This window comes from Cernens ardua (assembly GCF_051251085.1).
GTDB lineage: Bacteria > Pseudomonadota > Gammaproteobacteria > Pseudomonadales > Halomonadaceae > Cernens > Cernens ardua.
Genome location: NZ_JBPCZH010000001.1, coordinates 478,182 through 491,842 on the forward strand (window position 1 = coordinate 478,182; position 13,661 = coordinate 491,842).

Below are 13,661 nucleotides of genomic sequence, written 5' to 3' on the forward strand. Positions count from 1 at the left end.
CATAAAAAGTCACCACAATCAACATGTGCTCACCCCACTTTTCAGCGACGACATCCTCATGGATGCGTGCTTATTCACAGGAAACACGAGACCATTATGGCCACCGATTCATCACATCAGTCTTCTTCTGCATCCGTTTCTTCAGCCTCAACTTCTCCGTCACATTCCTCGTCCACGACCTCATCAACACCTCATGCAGCACAAACGCATCAGGCCAATGGACAGGGGGAAACATCACTAAACACACAGTGGAAAGAACGGGATCTGGCCTCCGTATGGCACCCTTGTACACAGATGAAGGATCACGAAACACTCCCCATGATCCCAATCAAACGGGGGAAAGGCGCGTGGGTAGAAGATTTTGAAGGTAAGCGTTATCTGGATGTGGTCAGTTCATGGTGGGTCAATGCACTGGGGCATGCGAATCCCGAGATAAACGCGCGTATCAAAGAGCAGATGGATGAGCTGGAACACATTATTCTGGCGGGCTTCACGCATCAGCCGGTGATTGAGCTCTCCGAACGCCTGACACGCCTCACCCCGGAAGGGCTGGGCCACTGCTTTTACGCTGATAGTGGATCAGCCGCGATCGAAATTGCGCTCAAAATGAGCTTCCATTACTGGAAAAACAGCGGTCATCCTGAAAAACGACGCTTCCTGTCCATCACCAATGGCTATCACGGGGAAACCCTTGGTGCACTTTCCGTCAGTGACGTAGGCCTCTACACCGCTACCTACAATGCCCTGATGCTGGACGTCATCAAAGTACCCTCACCGGATTGCTTTGGGCTACCAAGGGATGAATGGGATGCCCACGCCAGTGCCATGTTCAAACAGATGGAAGCCACTCTGGAACGTCATGCCCACGAGCTGGCAGCGGTGATTCTCGAACCGTTGATCCAGTGCGCGGGGGGAATGCGCATGTACCCGCCCTCCTATCTCAAACGGCTGCGTGAAGCCTGTGACCGCTACAATGTACAGCTGATCTTTGACGAAATAGCCGTAGGCTTTGGCAGAACAGGCACCCTCTTCGCTGCTGAACAGGCCGATGTCAGCCCGGACTACCTCTGCCTCTCCAAAGCGCTGACAGGGGGATATCTACCGCTTTCAGTGGTACTGACCACCGATGATATCTACGCCGCCTTCTATGATGATTACGAATCTCTTAGAGGTTTTTTGCACTCACACAGCTACACCGGTAACCCTCTTGCCTGTACTGCAGCGCTGGCGACACTGGATATCATCGAGCGCGACAATATCATCGAGACCAATAAAGCCAAAAGCGCAGCCATGGCAAAGGCAGCCGCTCCGCTACGGGATCACCCCCACGTCGGCGATGTCCGGCAGACCGGTATGGTCGTTGCAATTGAGCTGGTCAAGGACAAGGAAACGCTCACCCCCTACCCTTGGCAGGAACGCCGTAATACACAGGTGTACCAACATGCCTATTCACGTGGTGTCTTATTGCGCCCATTGGGCAATGTCATCTACTGGATGCCCCCTTATGTGATCAATGAAGACGAAATCGCATGGTTGGGGGAAGTCACCGCAGAGTGTGTCGAAGTAGCAACGCGATAAACCTGTGACTCCAGTCAGCTCCCGAGGGGGTACTTTCAGCGTTCAGCACTTTTCCTGAAAGTACCTCCCAATCCAATCACTGAATATTCTCGAAAACACTAAATAATATTTAATGTTTTAATAAAAAGCCTTTAATATTTACTGAAGATGTATAGCGCTATCATAAATAAATAATGACTCGAACGAATGACCCGTGACGGAACCCTACTAATAAAGAGAAGACATGTTGTCTCTCTATAAAGACCCAGCACCATCATCCATTCTTTTATACTTATCGAGTCTAAGCAGATTTCTTTTAATACTTTTTATTTCTACGTTAGTCTCGCTAGCATGCTGTGCGCATTATGCTGACAATAATGGGGAAAGTGCATGTCGAATGGCCCACTCTTTGATACCAACAGTCCACTCAATGCGGAACAGGCTGCGCGTCTGAATCAGGCACTTGAAGGGCTGAATTCTCACCAGCTGACCTGGCTTTCGGGCTACGTGTCAGCGCTGGCCTTCAATGCCAATGGCGCCACTGCCGGCGCGGCCGAAAATATAGCGGCAGGTACAGCGTCAGGCGCATCAGCGGTCTCATTACCGCTCACCGTGCTATTCGGCTCGCAGACGGGTAACGCTGAACATGTGGCCGAAGAAGTCGCCGCAAAAGCAAAGGCACAAGGTTTTACGGTCAAATTGCTGGATATGGCAAATGCCAGCAAGAAGGATTTCAAGGATCCCGGCCATTTCCTGATCGTTGTCAGCACACAGGGTGAAGGCGAGCCACCGGATACCGCGGAAGGTTTTTACGAGCTGCTTGATGGCCGCAAGGCACCCAAACTCGAAGGGTCAACATTCACGGTATTGGGACTGGGTGATTCCAGTTACGAATACTTCTGTGAAATGGGTAAACGCACCGACAAGCGTTTTGCTGAATTGGGTGCCGAACGTATTTACGAGCGTGCCGATGCCGACGTCGATTACGAAGAGACCGCAGAGCAGTGGACAGAACAGGCACTGGCTGCGTACAAAGCACGTCAGGGTGGCGCCGCTGAAGCGAATACCAGTACGGAGGCTGCCACTACAGCAACAAGTACTGCCAACAAGCCCACCTATTCGCGCAAAAATCCGTTTCAGGCAGAGGTCCTTGATTCCATTCAATTGAATGGTCGTGGTTCTGCTAAAAACACGCATCATATCGAACTTTCACTGGAAGGCTCAGGGCTTGAGTACAAACCAGGGGATGCTGTGGGTATCGTTCCCCAGAATGATCCCGATTATGTCGATGAAGTCATGCAGCTTTTGGAAGCTGAAGCAGATCATGATCTGGGCGATGGGCGCCTGCTACGTGATGCCCTGCTAAGCGAGCTGGAAGTGACGACGCTTACGCGCCCGCTGGTCAAACACTGGGCTGAAATCAGTGATTCCGATGAACTGAAACGCCTACTGCATGAAGATAATCGTGAAGAGCTGCGAGAATGGCTTTATGGCCGCCAGATCATCGATATGCTACGTGACTACCCGGTCAAGGGGCTTAGCCCACAGGATTTCGTGAGCGCCCTGCGTAAGCTACCGCCACGCTTGTACTCTATTGCGTCTTCACTGGAAGCCAATCCGGACGAAGTGCACCTGACGGTCGGGATTGTACGCTACGAAGCCCATGGTCGTGCACGTAATGGGGTTACAAGTACGTGGCTGGCTGATCGTGTAAAGCCGGGCGACACCGTTCCGATCTACATCGATCACAACAAAAACTTCAAGCTGCCTGATGATCCGACGACACCGATGATCATGGTGGGCCCCGGTACTGGCATAGCGCCTTTCCGTGCGTTTCTTCAACAGCGTGAAGAAGAAGGAGCCCACGGCAAGAACTGGCTGTTCTTCGGGGATCAGCACTTCGAAACCGACTTCCTTTATCAGGCAGAGTGGCTGAAAATGCGTGCGGATGGGCTACTCACTCATCTGGATGTCGCCTTTTCACGTGATCAGGAAGAGAAAGTCTACGTTCAGGACCGCCTGCGTGAACACGGTAAGGAAGTGTTCGAATGGCTTGAGAATGGCGCGCATTTCTATGTCTGTGGTGATGGCGACCGCATGGCGAGTGATGTACATGCGACCCTGATCGACATTATCCAGCAACAGGGTGGACTGGACGAAGAGTCAGCCACCGCTTGGCTCCGCGAGCTTCAGCAGGCCAAACGCTACCAGCGGGACGTATACTAATGACCGATATTATTGCCAAACTCCGTGACGCAGACCTTTCCGAATACTCCGCCAACGAGCGCCTCAAAGTCGAAAGCGACTATCTGCGCGGGCAGCTGGAAGCTGATATGGCAGACATCGCCACCGGTGCTGTCTCGGATGCTGATCTACAGCTGACCAAATTCCACGGTTTTTACCTGCAGGATGACCGTGACCTGCGCAGTGAGCGCCGCCAGCAAAAGCTCGAACCACTTTACGCCTTCATGGTGCGTTGCCGCATTCCCGGCGGCCGGTTGAGTGCTGAGCAATGGCGTACGATCGATGACGTTGCCACGCATTACGCCAATAATACGCTACGTATTACGACCCGCCAGACACTTCAGTATCACGGGATTTACAAGCGGAACCTGCGTGCGCATCTGAAAGAGATCAATAACGTGATGGTGGATACCATTGCCGCCTGTGGCGATGTTAACCGTAACGTGACCTCAACCGCCAACCCGAGCCGTTCAAAACTGCACTATCGCCTCTACGAACTCGGCGCTCAAATCAGTGACCACCTGCTGCCGCATACCCGTGCATACCACGAGATATTCCTGGGTGAGGAACGTGTTTTTGGTGGGCCAGATGAAGTGGTGGAACCGCTTTATACCCAGTATTACCTGCCGCGTAAATTCAAGATTGGGTTAGCGCTGCCACCTGACAATGAAATCGATATTCATACCAATGATCTTGGCTTTATCGCGATTGTTGAAAATGGTGAAATTGTCGGCGCCAATATTGCTGTGGGGGGTGGTATGGGCTCTACTCACGGTGAACCGGAGACCTATCCCCGTATCTCGACCGTAATTGGCTATGCCCCCTACGACAAGCTAATTGATGTGGCCGAAAAGGTCATGCTGGTACAGCGTGACAATGGAGACCGCAAGAATCGTAAGCACGCGCGCCTGAAGTATACGGTCGATACCATGGGCGTCGAGGGTTTCAAGAGCGAGTTGCAGAAGTATCTCGGCTATGACCTGGAAGCGGCCCGTGAGTATCACTTTGAGACGACCGGCGATATCCTTGGCTGGTATCAAGGTGAAGATGGCTTATGGCACTACGGGCTATTCATCGAAAATGGTCGTATCAAGGATTATCCGACCGATGCCCCGATCCATGCAGGGATGCTACTAAAAAGTGGGTTGCGTGCCATCGCCGAATCCTTCGATGGTGATATTGTCATGAGCTGTAATCAGAACATCATCATCAGCAATGTACCGGAAACACACAAAACGGTCATTGATGACCTGCTGAATCAGTATCACATGTTGAAGAGCGCAACCCCCTTGCGTCAGCACTCCATCGCATGTGTGGCACTTCCCACCTGCGGGTTGGCAATGGCCGAGAGTGAGCGCTATTTGCCCACATTGCTGGATAAGCTTGACAACATCATGCGCGATGCAGGCCTTGCCAATGATCCGATTATTATTCGCATGACGGGCTGCCCCAATGGCTGTGGCCGACCTTTCATGGCGGAAATCGGACTGGTGGGTAAAGCGATCGGTCGTTATAACCTTTATTTGGGCGGTAACTTTATCGGTACTCGCCTGAATAAAATGTATCGTGAAAATATCGACGAAGCTGAAATTCTCAAGGAACTCACTCCCCTGCTCTACCGTTATGCACAGGAGCGCCACAACGGTGAATGCTTCGGTGATTTCGTGATTCGTGCGGGTGTGATCAAGGCAACCGGGAACGGCCTGGATTTTCACGACCAGTAAAGAGTGATAGACACGTTAATATCAATGAAAACGGCATCCTCAACGTGAATAAGAGGATGCCGTTTTTATTGTGCTTACATGATATTTATAACACTGATTGATCATTAAAAGACCAGCATGCTGATACCGATCACATATAACAACAGCGTAAAAAAGAGTTTCAAATAATAGGTCGGAAGGACGCGTGCCCAACGGGCACCCAATAATGTTCCCGGAATGGTCGGTAGCAGGAACAGTATGAGGTAGTAATAATTGAGATAACCCATATTATGAGCAGGTAGATGATGAACATGCCAACCAGACGACACCATAAAGATCAAGACGACGATCGAATACAGCCAAACGATAACGGTAGTGGTACCAATCGCTTTTTTGATGGTTAACCCTAAATATTCATAGTAAGGGACAGCAAAGGAAGCGGCTCCCGATAAGGTGGACACAATACCCAACAAAAGGCCCCCACCGTACATTAAACCGGGGCTATATGAAGAATGTGACATCCCCACATTCGGAGAAGAATTCTTTCCCAGCAATTGTAGCGTGGAGCGTATAGCCAATACGAGCGTTGCTATTGCGAAAATCAGCACCATGGCTCGATTTGAAATGTGTGACATGGCAAGGCAACCCAAGGCAGCACCCACCATTACCCACGGCGCTGACTTTTTCACGACTGACCACTCGATATGATCATATGTGGCATGTTTATAGATACCAATGGCACCCGCCAACATCAGTGAGCCGATCATGGTAGTGATACTGGTTTGCATCAGACCCGTGGCCTGTGCATTGCTATAATTAAGCAACATATAAATGGATGGTGTGACAATCAACCCCGCACCTCCACCAAAAAGCCCTGCCAGTATACTGCCCAAAAATGCCAATACAATGGCCGCACAAATCAGCACACTCCATCCCCTTAAATAAGTTATTATCGTATAAGCGATAATATCAGGAATTAAAAACCACGATGAACTTATATTCCCATTACCCATCACGCCATTAAAAATGTCAGAACTGATCCATATATTAGCTTAAAAACAACGTTTTAATTTTAATGTAAGCAAGATTTAATCTATTAATGAGGACAACCTGATTTTCAATTAGAAATATAAAAAGGGAAAGATCGACTATGATAGTACGTAAAATCGATCTGGTGCGGGATTTTAATCAGTGTATCTCCGCCCGAAAGGATGCCTACCTTTGCAGTTTTGGCACGTTGTCTGGCGTAGAAAAAATCCTCTCTGGTTATCGGGAAAGAGTGGAAGCACGCCTGAACGATTCACGTTTTTATTATTACCATGTGTGGGATAAAGGTCGGATTATAGGCCAACTTGAATTTCGTTCCTGCTGGGAAGGCGATCTAATGCATTCGCTGGGATGGAAAAAAGAGAAAACCGGCTATCTATACCTGATTTATATAGCGCCTGAATACAGGGGAAGTGGTGTAGTTAATGAAGTACATGATCTCATAACAACGACCCTTACAAGAGAGGGCTGCAAGCGAGTTGTGCTTTCCGTAAGCACAATGAATGAACGGGCCATGCGTTTTTACAAGAAGAAAGGCTGGTATTATTTAAGCCCTAACCCCAAACACGCTACGACAGAGTTTTGGGGGTTAGCGTTGACATAACTACACACATCTTCTGCTTGATCGTTTGTGTACTAATTGACAATCACACTACTGTAAAACAGGGTAGTTGAAGCCTGACACATTTATTCCTGTTTTCAATAATGACTCTGCTTTTAGGATAGAAGGTTTCAATGCGTCAAATTAGTCTTCTTGAGTATGATTCGAATTGGCCCAAACAATATCGGGTTGAAGCAGAACTACTTGCGTCCATCTTCTCGCCGATGCTGGCCAATATTCATCATATTGGGAGCACTAGTGTACCTGGGCTTATGGCCAAACCCGTCATTGATATTCTTCTGGAGGTAATGGATATTCTTCGGGTGGATAATCTAAATGACAAAATGAAAGGCGCTGGATATAAAGCGAGAGGGGAAAACGGGATATTCGGTCGCCGTTATTTTCAAAAAGGGAATGGTATACGTACCCATCATCTGCACGTATTCGAACGGGGCCATCCGGAAATTCATAAACATTTGGCATTCCGGGATTATCTGAGAAAACATGCAGATATTGCTACCAGATACGCGGCATTGAAACAGCAGATTGCTCGTGCATGTCATAACGACTCTGCACAATACTCCGCAGCCAAGCATGATTTCATTCAGTATCACACCACGTTGGCGCTAAAGGAATCCACCAATCCGAGTGCATCAGAGCGCCTTTGAGAGCACCCAATGCGATCATGCCGTGCCCTGCCTTATCAATAAAGCACATGATCAACTCGCACTCCCCGGCAAGCTCATTGCTTTCTGGCGGATAGTCGCAATCTGTACCACACAGGGAACGGTAATCCGGTAACTTTCACGTGATAGTCGATAGGCACCGTAGGCAGCGCCCCCTGCTACCGCCACGGGTAATGACACCGGCAGCAAACGACTTGCCATTGCCTTGGAGCCGAGTGCACGTGCACCCAATACCTTACTACCAATTGAGCGAATGGATCGAAAATAACTAAAGCCGTTCTTGCGAATTCCTGGCACGATATAATCCGACACCAGGCCGCCCAAACGACTCCAATTGAGTTTATCGAAGGAAACAGCCTCGCGAAGTTTACGCGGATCATACACCCGCCCAGCCGTAACTCCCGCTAACAATTCACCGAAGCGCGACTTTTCACCATCCGGCAAACGCTTCCAGTGTTCTTCAAGCATCTTTTCCAGAATCAGCTTTTCCAACACCTCAGTGGGCTGGTTCAGCTGTTTTGAATCAACCTCAAGATAGGCCGCGACGTCATGGACTATCGTGCGATAAGGCACACCTTGCCGCCTCAACCGGTTGATAACACTATTACCACCATAGTGTTCGAGTTCGTGGACCAGTACCAGAAGGTCATCACGCGAGAAGGAATGATTATCACGCGCGGCCAGCAATTGCCTTTTCGCGTCTGCTGCCATGGTGACTCGCACGCGACCAAAATTGGTCAAGTAATTGACCAATGTGACCAGATCATCATCACTGGCTCTTTCCAGCAAATCGACCAATGGCATGTCTTCTTTCAATACATGTGTTATCGCGCTCATATCACCCTTCTCACATCAACTGATCAATGGTTGGCAATAATTTCGATCCAATAGCCATCAGGATCACGGATGAAGGCAATGTTCTTCATCCGGCCATCGGTCAAACGTTTTTTGAAATCAACACCCAATTCTTCAAAACGAGCGCAAGCAGCTTCTATATCCGGGACGGAAACGCAAATATGGCCGAATCCCTGTGGATCATCATTGCCATTATGGTACACCTGCCCTGCTTCTTTCTCGGTGCCATAATTATGCGTCAATTCGAGTACTCCTGGTTGACCAGCCAACCACAAGCGACGTTCTTCATCTTCCTCGGGTACCTGAGCGCTCTCGTTTACATACGCCAGGAAATACAGGCTGAATTCGTTTTCAGGAAAATCGCGCTGATCAACCAAAGAAAACCCCAGTACCTTATTATAGAATGCCAGAGACTTTTCGATATCTTTAACGCGCAACATGGTGTGGTTGAACACAAAACCGTGAGTCTCGCTCGTGGGTTGTTTGAGTTCGCTATGCTGTTGGCGGATATCTGATAATGACATGGTTCGCTCCGTTCATCCTGAAGTTGAAATGAATAGTTGAATGAAAATTTCAATAATCGCTCGGAAACAGGCCTGAGGCGGCGAAAATTCTCCATTGATTACACCAACAAACGCCGCCCCCCAAGCAAACGACGAGTTAAAAAGAAGAACCGTTAGTGATTTATCCTACGGATAAAAAACACTACTACACCCCTTCTCCGAGCATCTCATACTCAAGAGATCGGGCCGATATCGGCATTATTCAATAGGAGAACAAAAATAAGGAGAAGAAAGCAGGTGGAAAAAAACACGATGCCGAGCGATACAGCGGCAATGTCGAGCTGCATGGATCAAGATCCAACCAAGCGCGCGCTGTATGCGGAATTGCTTCACAACGCAACGCTTGCTCCCTACTGACAATTCAATGTTTGGGATAACGCGTGCCCGGGGTCAGTCATACCGCCGTAGGTAGAGGCTGACGTAACGCCTCACGCTGCGGATCAAACAGGGCAATATTCATTTCGGTTTTTCCATACATGGCTAAATCTGCCAGTATTTCGCCAATGACGGGTACGAATTTGAAACCATGACCGGAAAAACCACACCCTATCACCACCTGCGGTTTCTCGGGGTGGAGGCCAACGATAAAGTGCTCATCCGGAGTTACCGAATACAGGCACGTTTTAGCCTGCACCACATTTGGCGTCAAATGAGGGAACAACTCCAACCCTCTTTTATGCATTGTCGCGATCTCTTCCGGATACACATTTCGATCAATGGTTTGCGGTGTCGTCGGTGACCCGACACGGAAAAAGCCGAATTTAAGCCCACCGTCCGGGCCATCGGTCATCGGAAAACCATAAATCTGATCATTGTCATCCGTCTGTTCGACATAGACGGGGTGCTGATCATCCGCATATTTTTCATAAGGCACCTTCGAATAATCAGGGGTGAACCAGTGGAATACCATGCGTTCAACGCTAATCGGAAAATTCAGCTCGGGCAGTAATTGTGGTGCCCAGGCACCCGGCGTCACTATCAGTTTATCTCCTGTATACATCCCTTTACTGGTGACCACCTGAACCTGACCATCGGGTAAGGTGGACCAATGAGTGACGGGCTCGCCAAAGTGAATATCCGCCCCTTTACGTTGAGCGACTTCCGCATTGGCCATGGTCGTCTCTTCAGGACGAACATAGCCTGCATTGGGCTCGTACAGGCCCAACGCGTGGTCCTTGGGATTCATGGTGGGAAAACGTTCGCGAATCTCTTCAGCCGTGAGGATCTCATACTCCAATCCATGTTCCTGTGCAGCTTCCAGACTTCCTTTGAACGTCAGGCTTTCGGGGTGACCAATGTTGATATTGCCGCACAGTTTAAGGATATCGCGGCCGGACTCTTTTTCGAGCTTTCGCCAACCTTCATAGGCACGTTTCAACAAGGGAACATAGTCAGGGCTTTCGAAGTAGGCCTGTCGGATGATGCGGGTACCACCATGTGCTGAACCCTGATCGTGACCGGGCCAAAAAGTCTCCAGGGCCAGGACCTTGACACCGCGCTCTGCCAGTACATTGGCGGCAGCCCCGCCCATTGACCCAGCGCCGATAATGATGACTTCATAATGCTCTGCCATGATTGCCCCCTCATCATAATGCTGCGATATTCAGTACGTGTCTCTATTCGCGTGAGCGCCGTCCTTTCTTGAACACTGTCCCCCTGCCCCCTCTCTTTTGAGCAATGTCTCGCGGGACAGTAGAGCGTTTCATTTCTCAGACAAGGGCCTTTCTTCTCAAGACCTTGCCCCATGAGTCGCCATGCGGATATGAAACGCCCTATGAGAAAAAACAGCCGCTAGCGTCGGATATGTGTCATGTCAGGGTCGAACAGCGGCTCGCTACGCACAGTTGCCACGTAACGATCGCCAAAATACTCGATCTCGACTTTTTCATCAGGCACAGCGCGGTCAGCAGGCAACCATGCGTAGGCAATTGTCACGCCCAGGGTATAACTTTGATCCGCGCTGGTGACATAACCGATGGCTTCAGTACCTCCAACATCGAATACCGGCTCATTGCCCAAAACCACCGCGGTTGCGTCGTCCAATGTCAGGCAGCTCAGGCGCCGAACAACCTCGCGTTTTTCCAGTGCTTCACGCCCGACGAAATCACCGCTGTCAAAACGCACGGCAAAGCCAATACCCGCTTCTTCAGGCGAATGCTCTCTCGTCATGTCCGTGCCAAAGGAACGATACCCTTTTTCCAACCGCAAGCTGTTAAAGGCTCGGCGCCCTGCAGCAATGATGTTGAAGGGTTGGCCCGCGGCCCAGAGTTGATCCCACAAGTACAAGCCATTATCAGCGGTACAGTAGAGCTCCCACCCCAGCTCGCCGACATAGCTGACGCGCAGCGCCAGTACCTTGACGCCCGCGACCTCGATTTCAGCGGCACGAAAATATTTCAGGCCTGTGTGTGAGATATCATCACGGGTGAGCTTGCCCAATACATCACGTGCATGGGGCCCCCATAAGCCAATCCCACAAGTACCGGGGGTAAGGTCACGAATACGGATGGAAGAGTCCTTGGGCAGACGTGCTTTCAGATACGCTTCATCCATGTGCCCGTTAACACCGAGCTGATAGCACTCTTCTGACATGCGTGTGACTGTCACATCCGACAGAATACCGCCTGCTTCATCCAGCATCAGGGAATAGGTGACCGATCCGATGGATTTGTCCATCTTGTTTGACATGAGCCCCTGCAAGAACTCAACTACACCCGGCCCTTCCACTTCCAATCGCATGAGTGAACTCATGTCATACAGGGCGACCCCTTCACGCGTTGCCTTGGCTTCTGCTGCCGCAATGGGTGACCAATCGGTCGCGGCCCAGTCATCGCGTTCTGGCAAGTTATCAAGGCTATCCAGAAGCGCACGGTTGGATTCAAACCATAATGGACGCTCCCAGCCATTGGCTTCACCGAAAACAGCGCCCAGAGCTTCGTGACGTAAATAAAAAGGAGAGGTTCGGCTACCGCGCAAAATTTGGGTCGATTGGTGCGGGTGGCGAATGTCGTAAACTTCGTCGTAGGCTTCTTCACCGCGCCCAACGGTATAAGCATGAGTCACGATATGGGGATCGAAACGCGTATAGTCCAATCCATGGGTATCAATGCCAGGGTCGCCGGTCACAATCCAGTCCGCCATCACCTGTGCGACACCTGCCGATTGGGTAACCCAGACCGCCTGCGCCATCCATAGCCCTTCCGACCCTTCGACAGGGCCCATCAACGGGCCGCCATCCGGCGTGAAGGAGAAAATACCGTTGAAGCCGTGATCAAAGCCGACGTCCGTCAATTCGGGCAATAGTTTCTGGGCTTCTTTCCATGTCGGCTCGAAATCCGGCCAGGTAAGCGTATGCATGGCGGGATGCACCCCGGATTTGGCGAATTCTTCAGGGCTACTGATCTGATCCTGTTCCAGCCCGATCGAACGGTGCTCATAGGCGCCAATACCGATCACATCATTGAATTCACGCAGGTACATGGCGAAATCCTGATGGCGTAGCATGGGCCGCTTGGCCTCATCAATCTCATCATTAACGCCTTCAAGTGAAGGAACCTGATGGCTGTAGCCAAAACAGTGCTCGATCGGCAACATGGGCAATTCGAAGCCGAGAAAACGCTTGGCAACACCGGGCCCCCATAGTCCGGCACAAGCGATAACGATATCGGCATCCACCGTGGTGACTTCTTCACTCACCGCATCATCAGGCCCTGTCGGCGTAGGGCGAATTTTCACCCCTGTCACCTTGCCTGTTTCGTTGCGGAGAATATCGACGATTTCTGTGTGCCCTTGAATAACAGCCCCATGCTCTTCTGCCCGACGTGCCTGCCATTCAACCGCTCGTACACCTTTGACGATGGCATCATTCGGCGTGAGAAATCCACCCAATACGACCTCTGTATTGAGACCGGGCCACAGCTCGGCACACTCCTCCGCCGTAATCAAACGTGAAGGCACGCCCCAGGCGGTGGCCAGGCCATGGCGGCGTTTCAGTTCTGCCCAGCGGGCCGGCGTAGTCGCCAATTCCAGCCCACCAATGCGTTTGGCAAGAAACTTGCCATCAAGGGATTTTCCATCCAACTTATCGAGGGTACGAGTCGCCAACTCCGTCATGGTCTTGTTGGCGGTCGTTTGAAAGACAAACCCCGGTGCGTGTGAAGAAGAGCCACCGGTTTCATACAAAGGCCCCTGCTCAAACACGCTAACATGCTGCATCCCCCTCTGCGTCAGCTCATCCGCCAGGGCTGCCCCGACGACTCCCAGGCCAATAATAACAATGCGCGGCTGATCCTTGTGTGCACTTGCCCTTGCCTTTTCCATTGTCATTGTTGATCTCCTTCGTGCCGGTGGTGTGCTGTATTCAGTGTTCATGCTCAATCTTCAACACTCGTACAAATGCAACATT

At 50.6% G+C, this 13,661-nt stretch carries 10 protein-coding genes; 5 read left to right on the plus strand and 5 right to left on the minus strand.

The window, feature by feature from the left end; genetic code table 11:
- The first annotated feature begins 96 nt into the window (after window positions 1–96).
- The 3 genes from LMG33818_RS02110 to LMG33818_RS02120 all read left to right on the plus strand — a co-directional run bounded on the left by LMG33818_RS02110 (window position 97) and on the right by LMG33818_RS02120 (window position 5,525).
- Window positions 97–1,578, plus strand: coding sequence for an adenosylmethionine--8-amino-7-oxononanoate transaminase (locus tag LMG33818_RS02110; RefSeq protein ID WP_442321701.1), 1,482 nt, complete (start codon window positions 97–99; stop codon window positions 1,576–1,578).
- Between the two features lie 369 nt (window positions 1,579–1,947).
- Window positions 1,948–3,783 (plus strand): assimilatory sulfite reductase (NADPH) flavoprotein subunit, encoded by a 1,836-nt coding sequence (locus LMG33818_RS02115; protein WP_442321702.1) that lies wholly within the window; start codon window positions 1,948–1,950, stop codon window positions 3,781–3,783.
- Window positions 3,783–5,525: an NADPH-dependent assimilatory sulfite reductase hemoprotein subunit gene (locus LMG33818_RS02120; protein ID WP_442321703.1), complete on the plus strand. Its 1,743-nt coding sequence runs from the start codon at window positions 3,783–3,785 to the stop codon at window positions 5,523–5,525. Before LMG33818_RS02115 ends, LMG33818_RS02120 begins: the two co-directional genes overlap by 1 nt.
- Window positions 5,526–5,629: 104 nt before the next feature.
- On the opposite strand, the gene LMG33818_RS02125 is transcribed toward LMG33818_RS02120, so the two are convergent.
- Window positions 5,630–6,430: a sulfite exporter TauE/SafE family protein gene (locus tag LMG33818_RS02125; protein WP_442321704.1), complete on the minus strand. Its 801-nt coding sequence runs from the start codon at window positions 6,428–6,430 to the stop codon at window positions 5,630–5,632.
- 224 nt (window positions 6,431–6,654) lie between these two features.
- Here LMG33818_RS02125 and LMG33818_RS02130 point away from each other — a divergent pair, with 224 nt between their 5' ends.
- Both LMG33818_RS02130 and LMG33818_RS02135 read left to right on the plus strand, forming a co-directional pair.
- Window positions 6,655–7,155, plus strand: coding sequence for a GNAT family N-acetyltransferase (locus tag LMG33818_RS02130; RefSeq protein WP_442321705.1), 501 nt, complete (start codon window positions 6,655–6,657; stop codon window positions 7,153–7,155).
- Window positions 7,156–7,286: 131 nt separating this feature from the next.
- Complete coding sequence (locus tag LMG33818_RS02135) at window positions 7,287–7,820, plus strand: GrpB family protein (RefSeq protein WP_442321706.1); 534 nt, start codon at window positions 7,287–7,289, stop codon at window positions 7,818–7,820.
- Window positions 7,821–7,871: 51 nt separating this feature from the next.
- On the opposite strand, the gene LMG33818_RS02140 is transcribed toward LMG33818_RS02135, so the two are convergent.
- The 4 genes from LMG33818_RS02140 to LMG33818_RS02155 all read right to left on the minus strand — a co-directional run bounded on the left by LMG33818_RS02140 (window position 7,872) and on the right by LMG33818_RS02155 (window position 13,582).
- Complete coding sequence (locus LMG33818_RS02140) at window positions 7,872–8,675, minus strand: YaaW family protein (RefSeq protein ID WP_442321707.1); 804 nt, start codon at window positions 8,673–8,675, stop codon at window positions 7,872–7,874.
- A gap of 23 nt (window positions 8,676–8,698) precedes the next feature.
- A complete protein-coding gene (gloA, locus tag LMG33818_RS02145; protein ID WP_442321708.1) occupies window positions 8,699–9,217 on the minus strand; it encodes a lactoylglutathione lyase in 519 nt (172 codons plus the stop codon).
- A 433-nt stretch (window positions 9,218–9,650) separates the two neighbouring features.
- Window positions 9,651–10,829, minus strand: a complete 1,179-nt coding sequence (gene solA, locus LMG33818_RS02150; protein ID WP_442321709.1) for an N-methyl-L-tryptophan oxidase — start codon at window positions 10,827–10,829, stop codon at window positions 9,651–9,653.
- Between the two features lie 218 nt (window positions 10,830–11,047).
- Window positions 11,048–13,582: a GcvT family protein gene (locus tag LMG33818_RS02155; RefSeq protein WP_442321710.1), complete on the minus strand. Its 2,535-nt coding sequence runs from the start codon at window positions 13,580–13,582 to the stop codon at window positions 11,048–11,050.
- Between the last annotated feature and the right edge of the window lie 79 nt (window positions 13,583–13,661).